Source organism: Coleofasciculus chthonoplastes PCC 7420, assembly GCF_000155555.1.
GTDB classification, from domain to species: Bacteria; Cyanobacteriota; Cyanobacteriia; order Cyanobacteriales; family Coleofasciculaceae; genus Coleofasciculus; species Coleofasciculus chthonoplastes_A.
Window position 1 is genome coordinate 90,588 of record NZ_DS989851.1, and the last position, 25,885, is coordinate 116,472.

A 25,885-nucleotide genomic window follows, 5' to 3' on the forward strand; every position below is an offset into this window, starting at 1 on the left:
TATGGATTACCATCTGCTGTCACCCAATACTCAAGCTATTTTATTATTGTGTGCCAGCTTTGGACAAAATCGTCAAACTGAGCCTAAACCCTTAACCCTGAGCGAGTATAATACGGTTGCAACTTGGTTGCTGGAAGAACATTTGAATCCAGCGGATTTGCTTAATTCCACTCTGAAAAATCGCTTATCTCAAATTACCATTAACAAGCTTGATTCTCAGCGGTTAATTGCGTTACTTGAGCGCGGTGTTATGCTCAGTTTAGCGGTGGAAAAGTGGACGAATCAGGGGTTATGGATATTGGGACGAGGTGACGCAGATTATCCTCAATGTTTGAAGCAGAGATTGAAACATAATGCACCCGCGATTCTCTATGGAATTGGTAAGAGAGAATTGCTTTCTCAAGCTGGGTTGGCTATCGTTGGTTCTCGTGAAGTTGATCAAGAAGGACTTAATTATACCGAAAGAGTTGTCCAGATATGCGCTGAACAAGGAATCAATGTGATTTCTGGTGGGGCGCGTGGAGTAGATCAAGCTTCAATGTTAGGTATATTAGCAGCAGGTGGGAATGCTGTGGGTGTACTTGCTGATAGTTTAACGAAGGCGGCTGTGGCGAGTAAGTATCGTGCTGGAATTAAAGAAGGTAGACTGACATTAGTGTCTGCGTATGACCCCGATGCTAGTTTCAGCGCGGGTAATGCTATGGGGCGAAACAAGTATATTTATGCGTTAGCGGATTATGCGTTAGTGATTAGTTCTGCTGTTGGTAAAGGTGGAACCTGGGCGGGGGCGACTGAAGTGTTGAGAAAGGTACAAGATGTCCCGGTTTTTGTGCGGATGCAGGGAACTGTACCTGAAGGAAATCAGAAATTGCTGGAAAAGGGAGGAATCGTTTTTCCAGAAATCCCTTGGAATAAGCCATTGCGTACACTTTTAGATGCAGCTATAGCTGAGGTTGAAGAAAGCAAAGTTGATGGGGAAGTAATAGAGTCTGAGAAATCCTCAGCCGGAGATGATTTAGGCGGGGATAAAACGATTTATATTAATTTACCCGCTAAAGATATTTATGAAGCGGTTTTACCTTTTATCCTCAACCAGTTAGAGCAACCTCAAGATGCGAAATCTCTGGCTGAATCGTTGCAGGTACGAAAAGGACAGATGGAGGATTGGTTAAAACGAGCGGTGCAAGAGGGGAAAGTGATTAAGCAGAAGAATCCGGTGATGTATGTAGTGAATAAAGAATTTAATTTATTGGCTTTGCTGGAAAAGGATGATTCTGGATAAGGCGAATGTGAGACGCCCGCCCGGAGCCCGGAGTTCAAACTCCGGGCTAATAGCTTCAGTCCATTAAAATGGACTAGAACTCTTATCCAGTCGTCTTTATACGAATTTCGCGTTTGTCTTTGGGGTTTTAACCCAAGGCTGTTTAATGGGAGTGGTGTAAGATTTAAGTATAAGGGCGGGTTTTGTTGTTCCGTTATCGGTGACAAGTAGTTTTAGTGGCTAAACCCGCCCCTACAATTGACTGATTACGTCTTGTAGCTGGTAACTGTGATTCCAAGATTGACGCTATAGGGTGGCTAGGCAAGTGACTGAGATTTTGTAGAGGGCTAATGGCTGAGTTTATTTGAATTGGCAAAGGTTTTCAAGTAAAATATTTTATATAAATTATTCATTTCGGGCTATTTATGCATATTGATGAATTACGTATTCAAAACTTTAGATGTTTTCAAGAGATACATTTTAAGTTTCCACCTGATAATACAGCTATACTTATTGGAGTAAATGGTTCAGGCAAGTCAGCTATATTGGATTGCATCGCTGCTCTTTTGATTCAACTAGAAATACGAATACTTAAAATTGAACTCACTGATCTTTTTGAATCTGATACTGTTTCCAAAAAAATCAATGAAACTTTCAAAATAGATGATATTAAGCTGGAAGCCAAAGAATCTTATGCATCCGTTACAATCTCATTAGAGTCTAGCAATAAAATATGTTGGAAAATCCAAAAAAATATCAATAAACAAGAAGTTTCAGGCAACTATGATCAAGTCAATCATTATATTGAATATTTGCGCCAACAATTACAACAAGAAAATCAATCTATAAATTTACCTTTACTAATATATTACAGAACTCGTCGAATGGTTTTAGGCACTCAAACCATTGACTTAGATGATTTAGATATCACAATCATTCAATGCAGAATTAATCAATTGAATGCTTACAGGGGAGCATTTAATCCCGAAATAAATAACTTTCAAGATTTTTTAATATGGTTTAGACAAGAAGAGGATTACGAGAATGAAATTCGCTTGCGCCAAGATAATGCATATAGAAATCCCAACTTAGAGGTCATCAGAAAGGCAATAGAAGTATTTTTAGCAGAGTTTCCCGATAGCGATTTTCATAACCTGCGGGTAGTTAGATCAAAATCCCAAAGAAATCTTGATTTTACTCGCAACCCTGCCCCCCCTTCCTTAACAATCACCAAAAATAATCAAGACTTCAAGTTAGAGCAACTCTCAGATGGACAAAAGATGCTGTTAATGTTGGTGACTGACTTGGCGAGGCGATTGGCAATTGCTAATCCTGGTTTGGGAGTTAATGCGTTAGAAGGCGAAGGTATTGTTTTAATTGACGAAATTGATTTACATTTGCATCCTCAATGGCAAAGAATAGTGATTCCCAGCCTGACCCGTACTTTTCCGAATTGTCAGTTTATTGTGACAACTCATTCGCCTCAAGTTCTGAGTAACGTCAAACGAGAAAATGTATTTATTTTAGAAGACTTTCAACTTGTTGAAGTAACGCCTCATACCTATGGTAGAGATAGCAATTCAATTTTATATGAATTGATGGGGGTGAAAGAACGCCCCAATCAAGTGCAGGAAAAAATCAATGCTTGTTTTGCTTTGATCGATGAAGAGAAAATAGAGGATGCTAAAATAAAACTGCAAGAACTCGCTGAGTTACTGGGTGAAAATGACCCGGAAGTTATTCGGGGTCAAACGCTGATTAGTTTTTTAACCGAATAACGTGAAGCATATTGTCAAAGGCAACGAACCCCGCTCCTTATTGGAACACCGTTCACAGCCTTATGCTGATTATGATAACTATCCGCAAAAAGATGATTTACGCCAATTATTATTGACTGAGCAAGGATATATTTGTTGTTACTGTATGCAACGCATAGCCCGCGATACTATGAAGATTGAGCATTGGCAACCCAAGAGTATTTATCCCAATTTACAATTAGATTACAGAAATTTACTTGGTGCTTGTCACGGTAATCAAGGTCAACCTCAACGTTTACAACATTGTGATACGAGAAAGGGTGAAATAGAAATTACGATTAATCCGGCTGACGCGAGTAAAAACTGTGAGAACTTCATCAAATACAGCAGTAGTGGTCAAATCTACTCTGATGATGAAACGATTAATAACGAATTAAACGAGGTTTTGAATCTCAATTTAGAAACCTTGACTAGAAATCGCAAAGCGGCTATGGATGCTGTGATTGAGGGCTTGCGTAAAAAATATCCATCTAAGTCTTGGACGGTTGGTATTTTAAGTAAGGAAATTGCTAAATTTGACAATGTGACTCAAACAGCTAAATATCGACCTTATTGTAAATTTGTTGTTTGTCTCTTAAATAAAAAATTATCCGTGGCGAAGAATCAAGCCAAAAGCCAAGGGTAAAATAATATAGCAGTTTGCTCTGCTATGCGGTACATTGTCGATCCCCCTAAATCCCCGTGCAATAAAAGCGAAGCATCCTCTGCTTTCAAGAGAGTCAAGTAGGTTGGGAAAATGCACAATACGACTGGGAAGCATGTATTGAACATCGGGAGATCCCCCCTAGCACCCCTTAAAAAGGGGGGAACAGGAATCCGCCTCAATTGGATAGTCGATGAAATAAGCTCAATCGTCGGATATCCGTACTTAATGTCGTAGTATTCCTACAATTTGTCGAAGTAACACGCCAAAACTAGGGGTAAACCACACCGGAAACTTACGGATAAATTTGCCAAGATTAAATTGGGAGTAGAACAAGCTTTTTAGCAGAAGTCTCGAAACCGAGTTAATCAAAGCGATGAGGAATAACTATGTCTGAATCTACTAAAGAACGTATCACCACTGATTTTCAGAAAGCTAAGTCCCTAGAAAGGGAACGTGCAGAACGAATTCAAGAAATTGTTCAAGAGGCTTTCTCGAAAAGTTTTGCGGAAGTGAAAGACGGAACGGATGAAATTCGCGGGATTATTCAAGAAAATTTATCGGAGATTTTGGCAAGGGCAGATAAACTAGAGAACGAAAACGGGGAAGCCACGTCAAAAACCCCTGGGCTTCGTTCTAAATCTATGGTTATCGCCGTCTCCAAAGTGCTTAAAAGTCGCCTGTTTCCCTATTTGCGCCAAGTTTATACGGATTTGCGGCATCACTATGCTACGATGAAGAGCCACGAGGTCAACCCGGATAGTAAGGGGACTGAAAGTGAGCGCAGTCGTTATGAGCGGTTGAAGCAGCGCCTAGAAAATTTTGCCGCTTGGTACAATCAGTTAAAAGCACAATCTCAAACGGTAGAATCTACTGTTGTAGAACACAAGCAAGCTGAGGTTGAGAATAAGATGGGTGAAGCGGGTGCAACCGTTGCTCAACGGGAACAACAGGTTAAGCAAGAGTTTAAGCAATGGCTGCAAAGTTTGTAGTAAGGGCTTTAGCCTGTAAAATAGCTCACAAGCCCTGAGGAAAAACTGGGCAGGATTTACCGTATTCAACTGAGCCGGAATGTTGGTGAATGAGCTAAAGCCCTGAACTAAAGTTCGGGCTAAAAGCTAAAACCCGTTAAAACGGGTTGTAATACTTACTTAGTCAGCTCGATTCTTACTTGAGCTTGGGTTCCGGAAATTGATTTCCTGACGTCTAAGCTAAAGCCCTGAACTAAAGTACTCGAAGAGAAGCCGCTCCGCGTCTACGGGCTAAAAGCTAAAACCCGTTTTAACGGGTTGTAATACTTACTCAGTCAGCTCGATTCTTACTTGAGCTTGGGTTCCGGAAATTGATTTCCTGACGTCTAAGCTAAAGCCCTGAACTAAAGTACTCGAAGAGAAGCCGCTCCGCGTCTACGGGCTAAAAGCTAAAACCCGTTTTAACGGGTTGTAATACTTACTCAGGCAGCTCGATTCTTACTTGAGCTTGAGTTCCGGAAATTGATTTCCTGACGTCTAAGCTAAAGCCCTGAACTAAAGTACTCGAAGAGAAGCCGCTCCGCGTCTACGGGCTAAAAGCTAAAACCCGTTTTAACGGGTTGTAATACTTACTCAGTCAGCTCGATTTTTACTTGAGCTTGAGTTCCGGAAATTGATTTCCTGACGTCTAAGAGCTAAAGCTTACTTAGTCAGCTCGATTCTTACTTGAGCTTGGGTTCCGGAAATTGATTTCCTGGCGTCTAAGTTGCTAACATTCTGCTTAAGGAGCGTGACATTTGATTTAAGCTAAATGACATCAGTAAGTATAACGTTGTGAGTATATCAAATCAATCTTGGTTGACTCTTCTGCAAGATTATCGTACTATTGCCGTGATTCGGGCGTCTGACCAATCTGTAGGACGTCAAATGGCGCAGGCGGTAGCCGCCGGGGGAATAAAGTTAATTGAGATTACCTGGAATACAGACGCGGCTGCTGATTTAATTCGTCATCTGCGTCAAGCGTTACCAGACTGTACGATTGGTACAGGAACATTACTAAACTTGGAACAGGTAAAACAGGCTATTGAGGCGGGGGCTGAGTTTCTGTTTACCCCTCATACCAATATCACTCTAATTAATACGGCTGTTAATGCGGGAGTTCCTATTATTCCTGGCGCACTTTCTCCCAGTGAAATTGTGACGGCTTGGGATGCGGGGGCAAGTTGCGTTAAGGTGTTTCCGATTCAGGCAGTAGGCGGTGTCAGTTATATTAAAGCCTTACAAGGACCTTTGGGTCATATTCCCCTGATTCCTACAGGCGGCGTCACCTTCGCCAATGCTAAAGACTTTATCACAGCCGGTGCGATCGCGGTCGGATTGGCGGGAGACTTGTTCCCCACATCTCTCATCGCGTCTGGGGATTGGCACGGAATTACCCAACGGGCGAAAAAACTTCGATCCCAATTCAGCGGTGATCCATAAAATAGAAATAAGAGGATCATTGTGTCATCTCCCCAGTTTCCATGAAAAGCATCAAATTTGCCCCTTGGGGACGCCGTTTTGCAACTTTCCTAGTCGGCGTCGCCTTAGCTACAACTATGTTTGGGTTTGAGACACCTGTCGCCAATCCCACACCCCACACTGAACAGATTGCCAGCAAAATGGCGGCGCTGCAAAATACGAATCAGCGCTGGATTGAAATTAATCTCAGCAATCAACGGTTAATTGCTTGGGAAGGAGGGGAACAAGTCTATGCGGTGATTGTCTCCACCGGGAAACAGGCTACACCTACCCGTACAGGTGTCTTTAACATTCAAACCAAGCTGCGGCGCGATCGCATGCGGGGTCCGGGTTATGATATCTCTAATGTGCCGTATACCATGTATTACCAAGGTGGCTATGCGATTCATGGAGCTTATTGGCACAATAACTTTGGCACTCGGATGAGTCATGGTTGTGTGAATGTAGCAGTTGATCACGCCGAGTGGTTATATAATTGGGCATCTGTGGGAACGCCAGTGGTGATTCATCAGTGATAAGCGGTTCGGCATTTAAACCTTAATGTCAATAATGGCTTGTATGTAGTGCGAGCATCTTGCTCGCTACTATAGCGCTTCGCGCTGGTCTAGTTACACTTTGTTTGTACGAACATCTCATCTGGACTCAGTTTCAGGTACGGGAGTTGTAAATACACGCCTAGCGATTTGCTACTAAGCATCTTGCTCGCTACTAACACCCAATTTAAATGCATGACAGCTTCTCATGTCTAGTTGAATACTTATCCTATTGGTGAAGACAAGGCAGAAGGCAAGAAATAATAATAGTGAAACCCCTCAGATAATCAGGGCGGGTTTTGAATAAAGATTATCATCAATAGCGAAACGTAATTTCCTAAACCCGCCCCTACAAATTCACGCGCCATGTTCTTGAAGGAAGTGAAGAATCGCAACTTCCCTCATCAACAATCAACACGTTATTTTCGATTTCCGCCCTCACCTCAGCACTCACTTGACCCTCACTATTGAGACAATCAACAAGAAACTGATTTGCCTGATAATATTGCTGTAATCGTTGCCATTGGTCTTGACTAAACTGCCAATCTTGCCCAATAGCGCGATACTCAATAATAATAGCACGAAACTGTTGCAGCCAAGCTTCACCGTTAACTTGCCACCAAGCTTGTAACCCTTCTTTTCCTTGGGCGGGATCAGGAAGTTGAGCTTTAATTTGCTGGAGAGACTGCTGAAATGCTTTGTCCAACTGAAAGGTTCGCTCAAAATCTAAGGCAAATTCTAGGTTAAGAATCTGTTTAACAGTAGGCTTCTTGATTAGTATCTCAGTTAAATCAAATGCCCGTGCTAGGGTTAAATCTAAGGCTAAATCGTTGGGTAATTCCTGGGCTAGCTTGGCATCAAGAGACACCGCTAAGTTTAAATCCCGATCCTGAAATAATGTCCAGTAAAAGGCTCGTAATGCAGCAGGGTGGCAATCCAGTTTTAGCTGATTGACTTTCTGATCAATGGTGTCAATAAAAGCCTTCATTTGCCGATCGTCCTTAACTAACTTATCAATTTCCTCCTTGATTAGCTGGAGTAATAGATCCGCCGTAGGTAACAGACTCACAGTGAGCAAAAAGACTTCCTTCCATTGGGAATCAGTGATATGAGTCGCTAACTGTTGCAGTGCCTCTGTGCTTTGAGTTGCGACAATTTTTCGGGCGGTTAGATATTCCTGAAACGTGAGATGAGAAAAGGAATAAATATCTCGCGCCCGTTCCACGAGTAATCCATGCTGTAACTCAATGGCTTTGAGAACGCCTTCACTGGTTAACCACAGGGTTTCTAAATCCTGACTCCCATTGGGTAAATTATGGAGATAGTCAGAAATAATCGGCAGAACTTCACTTTTTTCAAAAAAGTAGTTCCCCTGTGCAAACATCGTCGCTGCGATTTGACTCAGGAGTTTTATCTTATCAGGAAGCTGTAAGTTGCGATAGGTTTGATCCCGTTGAATTCCTCTGGCTTTATCCCAGCGCACTAACAAAATATCTAATCCCGCCTGATAGAGTTTGGCGCGTTTGCTGGGAAAGGTTGCCCGTTCCTGAAATACGGAACAGACTAAACTAAGTAAAATTGGGGTGACGACGAGTTCTCGAATCGGTTGGTTTTCCGGACGGTGTAATTGTTCCAGAAATTGAGTGGCTTTGGCTAATCCGACGCGCTGATAATTTTTGTTGGTGGCGGTAAACCATTTTTTGGCAAAGGTTTCAATTTGATGGGTGTCAAAATCGGCTAACTCGACATAAGTAAAGCCGCGAAAGTGGTATTGTTGGGCGGCGATGCGACTGGTAATAATAATCTGATTTTGGTAATACTCATCTGCAAAGAGTTGTATCTGTTGCAGCAATTCTGGGGTATCGGCTTTGGATACTTCATCTAAACCGTCGAGTAATAGTAGGACTTTTCCGTGTTGAAGTAAGAGTTCTATCTGTTCTGGAGAAATGCCAAAAGTTTTCCACTTCGTACTCAGATAATTGAGGAAACTGAAATTACCAGTAGTTCGGGCTTGTTTGGTAAATTGTCTCAGGGAGATAAAGACGGGAATACAGTCTGGTTTAAAATGACCTGCGTTGCATTGAAGGGCAAGATATTGTAAGAACGTGGTTTTGCCTGCACCCGGTTTACCGAGAAGGGTGAGTTTAGAATGCATCATCACCGCCTCCATTCCCGGAATGGCGGGTTGATTCAGTTGAGTTAAGCGAACGCGATCGCCTGTTTTGGGCTGAGAACCCTGTAAGTCAGACACCTCAAGCCATCGCTGATGGGTGAGGTGGGGTAAGATTTTGACGTGGGTATAGAGGTGATCCAGGAGTAGAGGCTGGGTGACATCAAAGGAGGATTGCAGGATACCCGCTTGAACCTGGATGTGATCCTGAAGTTGCGATCGCATTAGTTGCACCCAAGCGTCAATTTGGCTGGGTGTATTGCTTTCTGGGGTTGGGGTTGAGAGTACAGAGGTTGGCGGAAAATCGGCTATATCTTGCCAATCCAGATCTAATTGAAAACAGATATCAATAAAATAGGCTCGATCAATCGGTTTCCCGCGAAAAAACTTCCAAACCGAGTGGCGGGTTTCTAAACCCACCTGGGCGGCGAGGTATTCTTGAGTCCATCCCTTGCGTTCAAAGGCTTGTTTTGCCTGAGTGATACCGATAGTGGATGCTTTTAGCGATCGCTTAGCCATTGCTGCTGTTACCTACTACTGACAACTGGGGGCTTTTTTCTCAGTATTCCCGTTCCCGTTGTCTGTGTATCGCCTCAGCCAGCCCTCACCCCCAACCCCTCTGCCAATTTTGTAGCAATATTACAACATCAATACACAGAATAAAAAAACTTTTATCTCAAAAAAAGAGACCAGTGGGAAATACTTTGATCAAAAAAACGTAGGGTGGTTTAGGCGGAGTTTTAACTGAAGCGATAACTATTCAATGAGTTATCCGCCGTAACCCACCCCTATTAATGCTGAGAATGTATTATTGAATCTAGGTAGGGTTTATATCAGTTGAGAATTGGACATAAACGTCGCATTTATTTAAATAATATATGCCGTTCGTAGGGGCGCAAAGACTTGCGCCCTTTATAAAATTTAAGCCCCGCCTAACCCACCCGACGTGACTATGTGACAAAGACCTAATTTTCAGCCTCTCGCCGCCAAAAATTAACCCGCAAACCATCGCGGGGATGGGGTGTCGGTACTGCAACCATGTCCAGATTCTGTTCCGGAAGCAGTTCCCACTGATAATCGCGCACTAACAATGCGGTAAATAACTTCATCTCCAATTTGGCAAACTCTCGTCCCAAACATTCGCGCACCCCACCGCCAAAGGGAACATAACTAAAGGGTTTGGATTTATCCTCCGCCCGTTCTGGATTAAACCGTTCTGGGTCAAATTGTTCTGGTTGCGTATAAATATCACTATCGTGATGAGTTCTGCTAATTTGATATTGAACTGACCATCCTTTTGGTAACTGATAACCATTTAACTCGCACGATTGAATCACTTCCCGAAACCCACCACCAACAGGGGGAATCAGACGCATGACTTCCTTGAGGACTTGTTCAAGATACGTCATCTGCTTTAAATCCTCCATCGTCCATGGACTTTGCAGATTCAGTTGCTGTTGTTCGGCGCGGATGGCGGCTACAATATCGGGATGCTGGGCTAAGAGCAAACAAGTAGATGCCAGTGCCGATGTTAACGTTTCATGACCCGCGAAGAGTAACAACAAGATTTGGTCTTTGAGTTCCTCTAAACTCAGACTATTACCCTGTTCATCCCGTGCTTGCAACAGCAGTCCCAATGCATCTTGACCAGGGTCGCTGGATTGTTGGCGTTGGCGTATAATCTGCTCAATCTGGTTCAGTAGTTGCTTGCGGCAATGCAACGCACGACCAAATTTCGTCCACGGTAAGGGTAAGGCAATACTAAACAATCCCTGACACCACTCTTCAAACCATTTGCCCATCAGCGTTTCTGAGGCGGAATCTACGCCAACCAGCAATTTGCAGGCGATGTCAAAGGTGAGATTTCTCAGTTCTGGATACCATGTAAATGTACCCAGACGCTCCCATTTGTGTAGATAACCTTGGGCAATCTCTGCCATATCGGTCAAATACCCTGCTAATGCCCTAGGTTGAAAGGCTTGGGAGAGGATTTTGCGTCGTTGAAGATGGTTCAAACCGCCCTGTACCGCTAGAGACGCAGGTCCCAAGAGTATTTTTGTGCTGGGGGGGAAGGTGCTGGTAAAGTACTGGTTCTCATGAGTGAGGACGAAGCGGTTCGCCTCGGAACCGCTAATCATCACCGTGGGACGTCCAAATAACTTTGTCTTGAATATTGACCCGTACTTTTGATGACGCTTCTGGGCAAAGTCGGGATCACGGAAAAACTGGATGGTTTCCCCAATCAACGGTAAACCGAAATCACCGGGAGGTAAGGGTCGGGATTTTAGTTCGTCAGTGGTCGTCATCGCCTATCAATATTAAAAGAATAATTTCATTGTGTTAAGTTTATTTTAAATTTGCAACGTTTACGTCTGGAGATAAAGGAACCCCGTCGCATCGGTAGGGGCACTGCACTGCCGTGTCCCTACTGTTTCCCTATCGACAAACCGATACGGCAAGTGCTATTAAGGACATGCAGCCGCCTTGTCGGATACTTGGTTCATGGTTAACAGTTTTGGCAGGTTGAAAAAAGCTAGTCTGACGTTTGAACAACTAGAACGTTGTTTATTAAGAAAGTCTAAAAATCAGGAGGCTTAAGTCTAGCGCAATCTTAAAAAAATCATGGATTTATTGGTTTACAAATCTCCCATTCGAGATAGTATAGTAGGTGTGACGGGAGGAAAAAGTATTTCTTAGATTCTTAGGACTCCCCTAGACATGAATCCTTGATCTATACTGCATTGGGAGGAACGGTCTGCTTGTTGATCATTTGGTTAATCATCCTAGGGAATTAGGAGGATCAGATGTTAGTATTCCCATTAGGAGATTTTTTGCTTTCCCCGCCCACTTTATACTGGGAGTCGATACTATTGGCAGCGATGAAACGGTAATCAGAACAGACGATAGGTTAGGACAAAGGACAGGAAAATATGCCTTGGACTTCGCTTAAGACCACAGATTATAAACAACCGGAGATAGGATTTATCTCGGTGACGACTTAAAGAGAAAATCAGTCGCTTTAGCCGGGAAACCTGCCCGATTTATACACGAGCGAGTAATAACAAGAACAACCTCAATAGTGGGTGTGAGGACTGTAATCAATACGCATGACGAGACTTACTGCAACTAACATGATCAAAGTCACGAACCATCAGGAACTCGAAGAATTAATTAAACGGGTTAAAAACGCTCAAACCCAATACGCTGGTTACACGCAAGAGCAGGTCGATGCCATCTTCAAAAAAGCGGCACTCGCGGCTAATGCAGCCCGGATTCCTTTGGCAAAATTAGCGGTCAGTGAAACGGCAATGGGAGTGGTTGAGGATAAGGTGATTAAAAACCACTTTGCCTCGGAAATGATCTACAACAAGTACAAACATGATAAAACTTGTGGTGTTGTCGAAGAGGACAAATCGTTCGGTTTCCAGAAAATTGCTGAACCCGTTGGTATTTTAGCGGGGATCGTACCCACCACCAACCCCACCTCAACGGCGATTTTTAAGGCATTAATTGCTCTGAAAACCCGAAATGGGATTATTTTCTCCCCTCATCCCCGTGCCAAACAATGCACCCTGGAAGCGGCAAAAGTCGTCTTAGACGCGGCGGTAGCGGCTGGCGCACCTGAGAATATTATCGGCTGGATTGATGAACCAACGGTGCCTCTTTCCCAAGCTTTGATGCAGCACCCCGATGTGAAGCTGATCCTGGCGACAGGGGGTCCGGGAATGGTGAAAGCCGCCTATTCTTCGGGACATCCCTCTCTCGGTGTTGGTGCAGGAAACACGCCAGCGGTGATTGATTCCAGCGCTCACATTAAAATGGCGGTGTCTTCGATTATTCTGAGTAAAACCTTTGACAATGGCATGATCTGCGCCAGTGAGCAGTCGGTGATTGTCTTGGATAATGTTTACGAGGAAGTTCGCCAAGAATTTATTAATCGCGGCGCTTACTTCTTGACGCCAGAAGAACGGGAAAAAATGGGGAGTAAAATTATTGTCAATGGGCGCTTAAATGCCGAAATTGTCGGTCAACCTGTTGAGAAGTTAGCCGAATTAGCTGGATTTACCTTACCGGAACAAACCCGGGTGATTATTGGCGAAGTGGAAAAGATTGGCACTGATGAACCCTTTTCCTTCGAGAAACTCTCCCCCGTTCTGGCAATGTATCGGGCGAAAAACTTTGAGGATGCGGTAGACAAAGCCGGACAGTTGGTTGAATTTGGCGGACGTGGACATACGGCGGTGCTGTACACCAATCCAGCCAATGCTGACCATATTAAACGGTTTGAAGACCAAGTTCAGGCGTCTCGCGTCTTAATTAATACCCCCTCCTCCCAAGGTGCGATCGGGGATATCTATAACTTCCGCCTTGATCCCTCGTTGACGTTAGGTTGTGGTACTTGGGGAGGGAACTCCATCAGTGAAAATGTGGGACCGGAACACCTGCTGAACATAAAAACGATCGCGGAACGGCGGGAAAATATGCTCTGGTTCCGGATACCGCCCAAAGTGTACTTTAAGTATGGGTCTCTGCCCATCGCCCTGCGGGAGTTAGCGGGGAAAGAACGGGCATTTATCGTCACCGACAAACCCATTTACGATCTGGGGATGACGGCTAGCGTCGAAGAGGTTTTGGCTGAAATTGGTATCAAATACGATATCTTCTATGACGTAGAGCCAGACCCCTCCTTAGAAACCGTACAACGGGGATTGACGTTGATGAACACCTTCAAGCCCGATGTGATTATCGCCTTGGGTGGGGGTTCGCCCATGGATGCTGCCAAAATTATGTGGCTGATGTATGAGCATCCAGAGATTGAATTTGAGGGGTTAGCGATGCGGTTCATGGATATCCGCAAACGGGTGTATGAACTGCCCCCCTTGGGTGAGAAAGCGATGATGGTAGCCATTCCCACGACATCGGGAACGGGTTCAGAAGTTACACCGTTTGCGGTAGTAACGGATCGCCGTAATGATATCAAGTATCCCTTGGCGGACTATGCCTTGACGCCAAATATGGCGATCGTAGACCCCGAATTAGTCCTGAATATGCCCAAGAGTCTCACCGCATTCGGGGGCGTCGATGCCTTGACTCACGCTTTAGAAGCCTATGTCTCGGTGTTAGCTAGTGAATATACCAATGGGTTGGCACTCGAAGCTACCCGGCTGATCTTTAAATACCTGCCTTCGGCATACAAAAATGGGGCAAATGATCCCAAGGCGCGGGAGAAAATGCACTATGCCGCCACGATGGCAGGGATGGCGTTTGCCAATAGTTTCCTGGGCATCTGTCATTCTATGGCACACCAATTAGGGGCTATTTTCCATGTCCCCCACGGGTTAGCGAATGCCATGTTAATTTCTCATGTTATTCGCTATAACGCCACGGATGCGCCCTTTAAGCAGGCGACGTTCTCCCAATACAAGTATCCTAATGCCAAATGGCGCTATTCTCGGATTGCCGATTACCTGCACTTGGGCGGCGATACCGAAGACGAGAAAATCAATCACCTGATTGGGGCGATTGAGGAACTCAAGCGTCAGGTGGGGATTCCGGCGGCGCTGAAGGATGTGATCAAGGAAAGTGAAGCGGAATTCTTCGCCAAGCTGGATGAAGTTGCAGATCAGGCATTTGATGATCAGTGTACTGGCGCGAATCCCCGCTACCCCTTGATTGAAGATCTTAAGGAAATCCTCACCAAAGCCTATCACGGCGACTTGGGCGAGGTTCCTGATGTCGAAACCGTCAACGGCAATGGTGCGATCGGTGATACCAATATCAAAGCCGATACCCAACCTGCCGTACCGACGATGTAAACCTTTTGTGGGGTGGGCAAATGCCCACCCTACAGATACTCAAAATAAAGGAGAGTTAACTATGGCAACTGTGCCCACGTCTCGTGCAGACACCACGGCGGCGAAAAAGCCGAAGGAAGCCAAGAAAGGACATCCCAGTGGTGATAAGCGCTTCAAAGTTCTGGATATCACAATGAAGCGGGCTCAGTATCGTCCTGATGTTTTGATTGAAGTTCTCCACAAGGCACAGGAAGCCTTTGGCTATCTGGAGGAGGACGTGTTGCTGTATGTAGCACGAGGGCTAAAACTGCCCCTGAGTCGGGTGTATGGGGTGGCGACATTTTATCACCTATTCTCCCTGAAGCCCGGTGGCACTCATACTTGTGTGGTTTGTACGGGTACGGCTTGTTACGTCAAAGGTGGTGGACAAGTGCTATCGGCACTAGAGGAGCATTTTGGCATCCAAGTAGGTGACACCACCCCTGATGGCGAAATGTCCTTGCTCAGCGCCCGTTGTCTCGGTGCCTGCGGTATCGCCCCAGCCGTAGTGTTTGATGGCACAGTTGCGCCGAAACAAACCGCAGAATTGGCACTGGAGAAGGTGAAGGGATGGATGGAGTAATAATACCGAGTTGCGGTCAAACGTAGTAGATAGGAAGCATGTAGAGACGCGCCATGGCGCGTCTGGGGAGAAAACGTTATCGGTTTGAATGCAACGAGGTAGAGTCACGTTTGTGCGGATGGGTTTATTCCACCACTGATGAGGAGAGAAAATTATGGATTTAACGGAACTGCAAGAAATTGCTGAAGCAGAACGTCAGGCGCAAAAAAGCATCCGCGTACATTGTTGTACGTCAACAGGTTGCCAAGCGGCGAATTCCTTGGGTGTAAAGAAAAATTTAGAAGGAGCGGTTAAAGCAGCAGATTTAGGCGATCGCGTGCAAGTCGTCGGTGTGGGGTGTATGGGGTTCTGTGGGCGAGGTCCTTTGGTGGAAATCGATCCCCAGGACAAACTATACGAGGAAGTGACTCCCGATGATGCTGCCAGTATTATTGAATCACTCAATGGCGGGACAGCCACGGCGAATGAGGGCGATCTGAATCACCCCTTTTTTGCTCGCCAAATGCGAATCGTCCGGGAAACCAGTGGCAAAATTGACCCGGAACGGATTGAAGAATATATTGCGGCTGGGGGGTATCAGTCCCTTTATAAAGTTATTCATGATATGACCCCGGCGGAGGTTGTCGATCAAATCAGCAAGAGTGGGTTGCGCGGACGCGGTGGCGGCGGTTATCCCACAGGATTGAAATGGGCAACCATGGCGAAGATGCCTGGGGAGCAAAAATATGTAATTTGTAATGCGGATGAGGGTGATCCGGGTGCGTTCATGGATCGCTCGGTGTTAGAGAGTGACCCCCATCGGGTTTTAGAAGGAATGGCGATCGCGGGTTATGCGGTTGGTGCTACCCAAGCGTTCATCTATGTTCGGGCGGAATATCCCCTCGCGATCGATCGCCTGCAAAAGGCAATCAAGCAAGCCAAAAGGCTCAGCCTTCTAGGTAGTCAAATCTTCGGCTCTCCCTTTGACTTCAAAGTTGATATCCGCATCGGTGCAGGTGCTTTTGTCTGCGGTGAAGAAACCGCCTTAATTGCCTCCGTAGAAGGTGGACGAGGTTTACCCCGCCCCCGCCCCCCTTATCCGGCACAATCAGGATTGTGGGGATGTCCGACTTTAATTAATAATGTGGAAACCTTCGCCAATATTGCCGTCATTATTCGGGAAGGAGCCGAATGGTACGCCAATATCGGCACCGAAAAGAGCAAAGGCACAAAAGTGTTCGCTCTAACGGGTAAAATCCGCAACAATGGTTTAATTGAAGTGCCAATGGGCATTACCCTACGCGAAATTGTCGAAGAAATGGGCGGCGGTGTACCAGATGGTGAAGTGAAGGCAGTGCAAACGGGGGGACCGTCTGGCGGTTGTATCCCCGCATCCCTACTGGATACCCCAGTAGACTACGACTCACTGGTCACAATCGGCTCGATGATGGGTTCCGGCGGCATGGTGGTGATGGATGAAACCACCAGCATGATTGAAGTTGCCCAGTTCTACATGGAATTCTGTCGGGGAGAAACCTGCGGCAAATGCATCCCTTGTCGCGTGGGAACAGTGCAAATGTACCAAGCGCTGACCAAAATCCTCAAGGGAGAAGCCACAATGAGAGATATCGAACAACTCGAACAGCTCTGTGGCATGGTGAAAGACACCAGCTTGTGCGGTTTGGGTCAGACTGCACCGAATCCCGTCATGAGTACGCTGCGCTATTTCCGGGATGAGTATCTGGTGTTACTTCAAGATAGCCCGAATGGAAAAGTGGCAGTGAAGTCATAAGTCATCAGTCAATTGTAGGGGCGGGTTTAGGGACTAACGCTAATGAAAGACCGATAACGTTTCAACAAAACCCGCCCTTATTCATAAGTCATACGTTATCGGGTTTTTGACGAATGACCAAGGACAAATGACAAATGACAAAGGACGAATGACCAAGGACAAATGACAAAGGACAAAAGATATGTCAGTAAAAACATTGACCATTGATGGCGTTGATGTCGCCATTGAAGAAGGTGCAACCCTCCTAACCGCAGCCAAAGAAGCAGGTGTTCATATTCCTACGTTGTGTCATCTGGAAGGGGTCACTGATGTGGGCGCTTGTCGGTTATGTTTGGTAGAAATTGAAGGGATTAACAAACTCCTACCTGCCTGCGTTACTGAGGTGTCGGAGGGAATGAAAGTTCATACCAATACCGAAACGCTCCAAGAATACCGCCGCATGGTTGTCGAGATGCTGTTTTCCGAAGGGAATCACATCTGCGCCGTCTGTGTGGTGAATGGCAATTGCCAATTGCAAGATGCGGCGATTGAGGTGGGAATGGATCACACCCGTTTCCCCTACCGTTTCCCACAACGAGACGTGGATGTATCTCACGATCGCTTCGGTCTTGATCACAATCGTTGTATTCTCTGTACTCGTTGTGTGCGAGTCTGTGACGAAATCGAAGGCGCTCACGTTTGGGATGTAGCAGGGCGGGGTCCGGCGTCCCGTATCATTAGCGGGTTGGCTCAACCTTGGGGAGAGGTGGAAGCCTGTACTTCTTGTGGTAAGTGTGTGGATGCTTGTCCCACAGGTTCTCTTTTCCGCAAGGGTTCCACAGTCGCGGAAATGGAAAAAGACAGAGGGAAAGTGGAATTTTTAGTCACCGCACGGGAAGAGCATAAGTGGACTCGCTGACGTAGGAAAGCGGGGGGAGCTGGGGGAGCGGGGGGAGCTGGGGGAGCTGGGGAAGCTGAGTAAGTTAACTCAAAACTCTACCTTACCTGTTACCTGTTAACTGTTAACTGTTCCCTGTTCCCTTTTCCCTTTTCTTTAACAAATCCTCAATCACCAATCACCAATTGTTGGGAGATATAAAGCATGGCAAAGATAAAATTAGCGACGATTTGGTTGTGTGGCTGTTCTGGCTGTCACATGTCCTTTCTGGATTTAGACGAATGGCTACTGGAACTGGCTGAGAAAGTGGATGTGGTTTACAGTCCAGTGGCTTCTGATGTTAAAGAGTACCCCGAAGATGTGGATGTTTGTTTAGTAGAAGGGGGTGTGGCGAATGAAGAAAACTTGGAGTTAATTCGCATCGCCAGAGAACGCACCAAATTCCTGATTTCCTTTGGCGATTGTGCTGTAACTGCCAACGTACCAGCCTTACGGAATATGTTAGGAGGGGCAGAACCGGTGCTGAAGCGCTGTTATCTGGAGTTGGGAGATGCGAATCCCCAATTGCCTAATTTCCCTGGAATTGTGCCAGAATTACTAGACCGCGTGCGCCCTGTGCATGAGTTGGTTCACGTTGATTTATTTATGCCGGGATGTCCACCACCAGCCGACCGAATTCAAGCCACAATTGAACCGTTACTGCGCGGTGAAAAACCCGTTATGGAAGGACGGGAAATGATTAAGTTTGGATAGTCATTGGTCATTCGTCTTATGTCCTTTGTCATTGGTTAACGTTGAGGGTGGGTAACAAATAATAATTACCTGATCAACTCAACAAAGGGCAAAGGATACAAAAGCAAGAAACAACTAGAGACAGGAAGGTTATGGCTAAAACAGTTCTTATTGATCCGGTTACTCGTATTGAAGGACACGCGAAAATTTCTATTTTTCTTGATGATGCAGGGGAAGTGGAAGACGCCCGATTTCATGTGGTGGAATTCCGGGGCTTTGAAAAGTTCTGTGAAGGACGCCCGATGTGGGAAATGGCAGGGATTACGGCTCGAATTTGTGGGATTTGTCCAGTAAGTCATTTACTGGCGTCGGCGAAAACGGGGGATAAAATTCAAGCGGTGAAGGTACCGCCTGCGGGTGAGAAATTGCGGCGGATGATGAACTTGGGACAAATTACCCAGTCTCACGCGCTGTCGTTTTTCCATCTGAGTAGTCCTGACTTTTTGTTGGGTTGGGATAGTGATCCGGCGACTCGGAATGTGTTTGGCTTAATTGCGGCTGATCCGGATTTAGCCCGCAGTGGGATTCGCTTGCGCCAGTTTGGTCAAACGGTGATCGAACTGTTGGGGGCGAAGAAAATACACCCAGCCTGGGCGGTTCCTGGCGGCGTGCGATCGCCTTTATCGGAAGAGGGGCGGGCTTGGATACGCGATCGCTTACCGGAATCCCGCGCGACTCTCGATACCGCCCTGGGCTTGTTTAAGCAGTTATTGGATAAGTTTTCTACCGAGGTAGAAACCTTTGGTTTGTTCCCCTCCCTGTTTATGGGGTTAGTGGGTAAAGATGGAGTCTGGGAACATTATGATGGTCATCTTCGCTTCAAAGATAGTGAAGGGAATATGGTAGCTGATGGACTCAGTGAGGATGATTATCAAGACTTTATGGGTGAAGCGGTTGAACCTTGGTCTTATTTGAAATTCCCCTACTATAAACCCTTAGGATACCCGGATGGGATTTATCGAGTGGGTCCATTAGCCCGACTGAATATCTGCGATCGCATGGGTACGGAAGCCGCTGATCGGGAGTTACAAGAATTTCGCGATCGCGCAGGCGGTGTAGCCACCTCATCCTTCTTCTATCACTATGCCCGCTTAGTGGAAATTCTGGCAGCTTTAGAACGGATTGAACAATTAGTTGAAGATCCAGATATTGTCTCCAAACGCACTCGGGCTGAAGCCGGAATTAACAGTTTAGAAGGCATTGGTGTCAGTGAAGCGCCCCGAGGCACATTGTTCCATCATTATAATGTGGATGAAAATGGCATTATCAAGAAAGTCAACATGATTATTGCCACGGGTCAAAATAACTTGGCGATGAACAAAACTGTGGCACAAATTGCCAAACATTATATCCACGGGAATGAAATTCCTGAAGGGTTATTAAACCGAGTTGAAGCTGGAATTCGCGCCTTTGACCCCTGCTTAAGCTGTTCCACTCATGCGTTTGGTCAAATGCCCTTGCATATCCAATTAGTCGGTTCATCCGGGGATGTTGTCGATGAAGTCTGGCGTCATTAATCTCGCTAGTTTAGGACTTACGCAACGCCTCTATCTGTAGGGTGCGTTAGCGTAGCGTAACGCACCATTGCCACCATATATGATGTACCTGCGTAAGTCCTGTAGTTGTTAGAGATATTCTTCCCTCCCTAGTTCCCAGGCTTTGCCTCCCTCGTTTCCAGGCAGAACCTGGGAATATTTTATAACTGGATGAGGACACTACTCAATAATTTCATCGTATTGATTGATACCGCTGTCTTGATGCTGTTTCATGGAGAGCAGAATCTCGTCTAATGGCGTGTTGTCTTGCCACTGATGGCGTTCTTGGGTATAGTCGCTTTGACCTGGGCTAAAGTATTGAATAAATCGGATAGTATCAACGACTCCCAAGGAATCGATTAAGGCTTTATATCCTTTTTTAATAACTTCCTGCTGAGTATTAGTCATGGGGTTGCTCCTATTTGTGAGTAACGCTCATTAGCCATTGAACGGGATTATTAACGGGGACATTAATAAGCTGAATATATCGCATTGCTCTCTTAATTAGACGGTCATCTGTGGATAAAAATATATCGGCACGGCTTTGTTCAGCACTGGCGATGTGGGTGGCATCGTATCCAGAGAATCCTAATTGGACAAGTTCTCTAGAACGGTTTTCTATCAATTGGCTACTGATTACCTTAATTTTAGCAATGCTCAGGATTGCCTTGACGTTCTTGAGTTTTTCAAAATCGGGAGTTTGAGCGAGTTCTGTATCTAAGGCGGCGCTGGTGATGAGTTTCCATTGTCCTGATTGGCATTGGCTCAAGATAGAGAGGATGGCTTGAGTTTCTAAGGCGATTCTGGGCTGGGTTTGGTCGTCAAATGGGCGATTGAGGCAGCAAGCATCTAGATAAATTCTGTAACTTTCACTCATATTAACCTTGTCCTCCCAGTTAAACAGAAGTTCCTCCAGTAAAAATGTACTATATCCAAGCAAACACCCTATTTTTAGGTTGTGGCAAGCTACACCAGAATTAACATACTACAGACTGATATGCGGAATCTGGGTTGTAGAGCTTCCAGACACTATTAGCGCTTCGCCTTAACTATTAAGGTATAGTATTACTGTGATCCCCATCACTCACGTAGGCAAATTTGAAATGCATCTTTGAACAGAGGGCTATCCTCATGAGTTATCGTGAAATAGGGTGTTGATGAACAACGCAGTAACTCCAGCAATTCAGCAGAGAATCAAAGCATGGAAAGACAGACTAGCTGATTTAAGCAAACGTAACCGTCTGCTCTACTTCAAAAAGGACAAGCCTCCTACTGTTGAGATTTCTAAGCCAGAATCAATATCAATTTTGTTTGACGCCCTCATCGGAGGCGAACCTCGTCCACTTCCGGTTGATGAGTTGGAAACCACACAGGTGGGCGCTGAACGCACTAAGTTTCTCAAAAAGCTTCGCAAAGAGGCAAATGCCCTTGTGAAGGAGAAGGGTGTCAACAGCCTTTTCGTCGCTATTGGTACTTTGACGTGGAATGTTCCAGAAAAGCCCAAGGAACTTATCACGTCTCCTATCCTGCTCATACCAGTCGAATTAGGGAAAACTCCACGAAAAGAAGACTACACACTCTATTCAACTGAAGAAGAGGTTGCCCTGAACCCGGTGTTGGTGCAAAAGTTAAGCACTGACTTTGGAATCACCTTACCAGAGAACCAGATAGAATATGATTTGGGCTATAACGAACTTTTGAAAGGGATTCGTCAAGCTGTTGCTGAGTATCCTGGCTGGAAAGTGGAGAACACTGCCTATATTAGCTTATTCCAGAGGACAAAGGCAGCAATGATTCAGGACATCGAGCGGCTGGAACAAAATGAGGAAATAGTCGCCAACCATCCTATTCTGTTAGGGTTGGCGGGTAACTCGACAGCATACGAGTCAACGATTCCTCAGACAATTAATGCCAGAGAATTAGATGAGCGAGTTGACCCTGAATCAGTTTTCCAGATACTCGAAGCTGACTCTAGCCAGCAAGTCGTCATTGAGGCAGCCAAGGCAGGACTTAGCTTTGTAGTCCAGGGACCACCTGGCACGGGAAAGAGTCAAACCATCGTTAATATAATCGCTGAGCTGATAGGCGCAAACAAGCGCGTGCTGCTGGTTTCAGAAAAAGAAACTGCCTTAGAAGTTGTCTTTAACAAGCTGAAAGAATGTGGTCTTGAGGATACCTGCTTAAATCTTCACCATAGAGGAACAACTAATAAAAAATACTTTTACCAACATCTGAATAAAACTGTCAGTCAGCTCTTACAACGACATGAGTCACCAGAGCAAAGTGTTTTATTCAATGAGCTTCATCGCTATCGTAAAATTTTAAAGGATCACCCCGTCCGTTTACATCAGAAGCAACACCCCCTGAATAAGTCGGCTTTTGAACTCTATGGCGAACTTCTCAGACTTGAACGAGCTAATATTCCTGTACTGAAATTTACACTTTCTAATGTTAATGAGTGGTCTGAGTCACGATTATTGGATGCCAAGGAATTACTGCGTCAGCTCAGCGGATTTTTGCCATTTTTTCGGGGAGAACAAACAACTGTATGGACAAGAAGCCAGCTAAGATACTTTTCTTTTGAACGTCGTTCAGAATTTTTAGGAGGAATTGAAAGCCTGCGTAAATCCATTGAATTAGTTAAAAGGACTAGAGTTCGGTTGGGTGAGCTATTGGGAGGAGAAACATCTACAGAACTTGAAAATTTGTATTTAGCCGTAACCCATATTATTGCTGCTCCCGAAGTTCCAGAAGGATGGCCACGAGGAACAGATGTAAAAAACCTGAAGCAGTTGTTCTCCGATCTCGAATGGGAAGTTAAGACCATTGAAAGTAACTCTCTAAAAGCTAAGTACAGGGGTGAAATACTCGACTTAAATTTATCAGCAATCCTAGAACGATATCAACAGTATAAAGGAATTTCTCGCTTCTTCTGGTTGTCTTATTGGCAGGATCGAATAAGTCTACTTAAATGTCGGATAGTAAAAGGTCAAGTTTCCGATAAAGAATTGATGTCGAATCTTGAGACAGCAGTGCGACTTCAAGTCCTGCGTGACAGACTCAGAACTCCTCAACATCCAGCTCGCCCTGTTTTTAGACGATTTTTCCGCACAGAGAAACCGGACTTACATGGCATCCGGCGAGCGCTTAATTGGTTGATAGAACTGCAAAAATATGATCTTGATGCCGAGAAAGTAGCAACAGCTATTTCCTCACTAGATTGTCGTCGTGAACTGAAAAAAAATCGGGATAATCTGAAGACTAGCCAGCAACAGATTAAAGAAGGTTTTGACTTATTGTTGAATTACTTTCCACAGGATTTTATTGCTATTTTTATAACTCAATCTTTAGAAGCGGTGGAAGAATTTCTTAACACTGCCGAAAATGAACTTGACTTGTTCGAGGATTGGCTAACCTATCAAAAGTTGCTCGAACAAATAGACGCTTTAGGAGCTGGAGCATTTTTAGACAAGCTGCGAGAATCTGAGATTGCACCAGAATCTTGGTATTCCGTTCTAGAGAAAGGTGTTTACGAAAACTGGCTCACATTAATCCACACTAATAATCCTGAGCTACGGAACTTCCGCTCACATCTCCATGAGCAGGTAGTACGGGAATTTTCTGAACTTGATAAAAAGCAGTATGAAGTAGCAAGAGAGCGCCTTCGGCAGAGCCATGCTGAATGTTGGCGAGAGTGGTCTAGACAGTCAACGGCGAAGCAACAAATGCAGGTGCTTCAGAAACAGAGTGGAAAGCAAAAGAGGCATAAGGAAATCCGAGAGTTTATTACAAATGTCCCTGAACTTGTTACTACTCTCAAGCCCTGCTGGTTAATGAGTCCACTTGCAGTAAGCCAGTACGTTGATCCACAAGTGGTTAATTTCGATGTCGTTATCTTTGATGAAGCATCCCAAATCCGTACCGAAGAGGCAATCCCTTCGATTATGCGAGCGAAGCAGGTAATTATTGTTGGGGACAACAAGCAACTTCCGCCGACTTCTTTTTTCGTAGGCACTACCGCCGATGAGGAAGAAGATGAGGATGAGGATATCTACGAGAGTGTGCTTGACGAGTGCTTGACTTTCATGGAAAACCATACCCTAGTGTGGCACTACCGAAGTCAAGACGAGAGTTTGATTGCCTTTTCAAACCAGAAAATCTATGATTCACAGCTTATCTCTTTCCCCAACCCTGTGCAAGACGCTAATCGAGGCGTCCATTTTCGGTACGTTGAGGAGGGAATCTATGATCGCGGAGGGCGGCGAGACAATATCCGTGAAGCAGAGGAAGTGGCGCAACTAACGCTAGAGCATATTCAGCAAAATCCTGACCAATCTCTAGGTATTATTGCCTTCAGTCAAGCCCAAGCTAACGCCATTGAAGAGAAGCTCGATCAACTGAGTGCGACTTGTCCCGGCTTGGAAGAATTTTGTCAAGACGATTCATCTAAATTCTTTCTTAAATCTCTGGAACGGGTTCAGGGTGATGAGCGAGATGTGATTATTCTCAGCTTCGGATATGGGTTTGATAGTCAGGGTAAGTTCATCCATAATTTCGGTCCTCTTAACCCACTGCTAGTAGGAGAGCGGCGGCTAAACGTAGCAATAACCCGTGCTAAGTACAAGCTTCTGTTGGTTGCCTCAATTCAAGCAGAGAATTTAGACCTCAGTCGGACTAACAGTACAGGAGTGGCTTTGCTAAAAGACTACATGGCTTATGCGGCAAGTGGTGGTCAAAAACTGGAGGGGAATCAATCTGATGATTTAACTCGATTAAATTCTCCATTAGAAGACGACATCTACCAAGCTTTGATTGAGCGGAATTACCGAGTGGAGAGGCGGGTAGGTTTTTCAGATTACCAAATTGACCTAGCTGTAAAAGACGAGCAGCAGGATGAGTTTCTCTTGGGCATCGAGTGCGATGGGGTAACTTATAACAGATACCCAACTGTCCGCGATCGCGATCGCCTTCGGCAATTGGTTTTGGAGAAACTTGGCTGGCGTATTCACAGAATTTGGTCGAGAGAGTGGTTTCGCGACAGGAACAGTCAGATAGATAAACTTGTTGAACGACTGGAGGAAATCCGCCTTCAGAAATAAGTAGATGTTTCGGGATAAAGGAACAAAGAGGAGTCTACAGAATAATTGAGATGTAGTTTATGGAACCTGCACAACTTGAAGAGTTTCTAGAAAAGCTTAAAAAGCTGCAATCAATCATGACCGACGTTGCTACTTATAAGTCTGAAATTGAGTATGAGGAGGATGAGTACACCGAACTTTACCAAGAAGTCGCACTAAGATTTGAACTGCTACAGGAAGCGGGACTATCTATATCAAATCCAAACCCATTCAGGTCTCTCTGGGACTGGCATGATTACTGGTCATCACAATTAGACAATAAATATTCTGTACGGCGGCAATACATCCTTGACCTCTATGTAAGCGTTGCCGAACCCATTAAGAAATCTCTATACAAACAGAAGGTTCAAGCAACTTCCTCGGAAGAGTTTATTCAGGATTTGAAGCGTCGTCTCAACCCGCAAGCCTCGGCTCAGACACCTGCTTCTATTTCGATACA

Annotated in this window: 17 protein-coding genes and 1 pseudogene; 14 read left to right on the forward strand and 4 right to left on the reverse strand. The window is 45.2% G+C overall.

Annotated features, from left to right (window positions below; genetic code table 11):
• Position 1 precedes the first annotated feature (1 nt).
• The 6 genes from MC7420_RS16300 to MC7420_RS16325 all read left to right on the forward strand — a co-directional run bounded on the left by MC7420_RS16300 (position 2) and on the right by MC7420_RS16325 (position 6,728).
• Positions 2 to 1,282 (forward strand): DNA-processing protein DprA, encoded by a 1,281-nt coding sequence (locus tag MC7420_RS16300; RefSeq protein ID WP_006101670.1) that lies wholly within the window; start codon positions 2 to 4, stop codon positions 1,280 to 1,282.
• A gap of 404 nt (positions 1,283 to 1,686) precedes the next feature.
• A complete protein-coding gene (locus MC7420_RS16305) occupies positions 1,687 to 3,039 on the forward strand; it encodes an AAA family ATPase (RefSeq protein ID WP_044207666.1) in 1,353 nt (450 codons plus the stop codon).
• Position 3,040: 1 nt separating this feature from the next.
• Positions 3,041 to 3,703, forward strand: a complete 663-nt coding sequence (locus MC7420_RS16310; protein WP_006101704.1) for a retron system putative HNH endonuclease — start codon at positions 3,041 to 3,043, stop codon at positions 3,701 to 3,703.
• A gap of 407 nt (positions 3,704 to 4,110) precedes the next feature.
• Entirely contained in the window at positions 4,111 to 4,713 is a 603-nt protein-coding gene (locus tag MC7420_RS16315) for a hypothetical protein (RefSeq protein ID WP_006101707.1), read from the forward strand.
• An 819-nt stretch (positions 4,714 to 5,532) separates the two neighbouring features.
• Positions 5,533 to 6,174: a bifunctional 4-hydroxy-2-oxoglutarate aldolase/2-dehydro-3-deoxy-phosphogluconate aldolase gene (locus tag MC7420_RS16320; RefSeq protein WP_044207780.1), complete on the forward strand. Its 642-nt coding sequence runs from the start codon at positions 5,533 to 5,535 to the stop codon at positions 6,172 to 6,174.
• A gap of 41 nt (positions 6,175 to 6,215) precedes the next feature.
• The gene (locus MC7420_RS16325; protein ID WP_006101720.1) at positions 6,216 to 6,728 is read left to right on the forward strand and encodes a L,D-transpeptidase; all 513 of its coding nucleotides are present in this window, start codon (positions 6,216 to 6,218) and stop codon (positions 6,726 to 6,728) included.
• A gap of 367 nt (positions 6,729 to 7,095) precedes the next feature.
• Here the strand turns inward: MC7420_RS16325 and MC7420_RS16330 are convergent, their stop codons facing one another.
• Both MC7420_RS16330 and MC7420_RS16335 read right to left on the reverse strand, forming a co-directional pair.
• Entirely contained in the window at positions 7,096 to 9,435 is a 2,340-nt protein-coding gene (locus tag MC7420_RS16330) for an NACHT domain-containing protein (RefSeq protein WP_006101629.1), read from the reverse strand.
• Between the two features lie 446 nt (positions 9,436 to 9,881).
• On the reverse strand, positions 9,882 to 11,222 hold the full coding sequence (locus MC7420_RS16335) for a cytochrome P450 (RefSeq protein WP_006101800.1): 1,341 nt from the start codon (positions 11,220 to 11,222) through the stop codon (positions 9,882 to 9,884).
• Between the two features lie 825 nt (positions 11,223 to 12,047).
• Here MC7420_RS16335 and adhE point away from each other — a divergent pair.
• The 6 genes from adhE (at position 12,048) to MC7420_RS16365 (ending at position 20,290) form a co-directional block, all read left to right on the forward strand.
• The gene (adhE, locus tag MC7420_RS16340; RefSeq protein WP_006101799.1) at positions 12,048 to 14,732 is read left to right on the forward strand and encodes a bifunctional acetaldehyde-CoA/alcohol dehydrogenase; all 2,685 of its coding nucleotides are present in this window, start codon (positions 12,048 to 12,050) and stop codon (positions 14,730 to 14,732) included.
• Between the two features lie 61 nt (positions 14,733 to 14,793).
• A complete protein-coding gene (gene hoxE, locus MC7420_RS16345) occupies positions 14,794 to 15,333 on the forward strand; it encodes a bidirectional hydrogenase complex protein HoxE (RefSeq protein WP_044207783.1) in 540 nt (179 codons plus the stop codon).
• A 154-nt stretch (positions 15,334 to 15,487) separates the two neighbouring features.
• Complete coding sequence (gene nuoF / locus MC7420_RS16350) at positions 15,488 to 17,104, forward strand: NADH-quinone oxidoreductase subunit NuoF (RefSeq protein ID WP_006101690.1); 1,617 nt, start codon at positions 15,488 to 15,490, stop codon at positions 17,102 to 17,104.
• A 181-nt stretch (positions 17,105 to 17,285) separates the two neighbouring features.
• Complete coding sequence (gene hoxU / locus MC7420_RS16355) at positions 17,286 to 18,002, forward strand: bidirectional hydrogenase complex protein HoxU (RefSeq protein ID WP_006101685.1); 717 nt, start codon at positions 17,286 to 17,288, stop codon at positions 18,000 to 18,002.
• Between the two features lie 183 nt (positions 18,003 to 18,185).
• Positions 18,186 to 18,734 (forward strand): NADH-quinone oxidoreductase subunit B family protein, encoded by a 549-nt coding sequence (locus MC7420_RS16360; protein ID WP_006101699.1) that lies wholly within the window; start codon positions 18,186 to 18,188, stop codon positions 18,732 to 18,734.
• Between the two features lie 131 nt (positions 18,735 to 18,865).
• Positions 18,866 to 20,290, forward strand: coding sequence for a Ni/Fe hydrogenase subunit alpha (locus tag MC7420_RS16365; RefSeq protein ID WP_006101686.1), 1,425 nt, complete (start codon positions 18,866 to 18,868; stop codon positions 20,288 to 20,290).
• 198 nt (positions 20,291 to 20,488) lie between these two features.
• Here the strand turns inward: MC7420_RS16365 and MC7420_RS16370 are convergent, their stop codons facing one another.
• A complete protein-coding gene (locus tag MC7420_RS16370) occupies positions 20,489 to 20,716 on the reverse strand; it encodes a hypothetical protein (protein ID WP_006101785.1) in 228 nt (75 codons plus the stop codon).
• Positions 20,717 to 20,726: 10 nt separating this feature from the next.
• Positions 20,727 to 21,185: a hypothetical protein gene (locus MC7420_RS16375; RefSeq protein WP_006101628.1), complete on the reverse strand. Its 459-nt coding sequence runs from the start codon at positions 21,183 to 21,185 to the stop codon at positions 20,727 to 20,729.
• A 280-nt stretch (positions 21,186 to 21,465) separates the two neighbouring features.
• Here MC7420_RS16375 and MC7420_RS16380 point away from each other — a divergent pair, with 280 nt between their 5' ends.
• The gene (locus tag MC7420_RS16380; RefSeq protein WP_006101834.1) at positions 21,466 to 25,407 is read left to right on the forward strand and encodes a DUF4011 domain-containing protein; all 3,942 of its coding nucleotides are present in this window, start codon (positions 21,466 to 21,468) and stop codon (positions 25,405 to 25,407) included.
• A 59-nt stretch (positions 25,408 to 25,466) separates the two neighbouring features.
• Positions 25,467 to 25,885, forward strand: a pseudogene (locus tag MC7420_RS41535) (hypothetical protein); the annotation flags it as partial.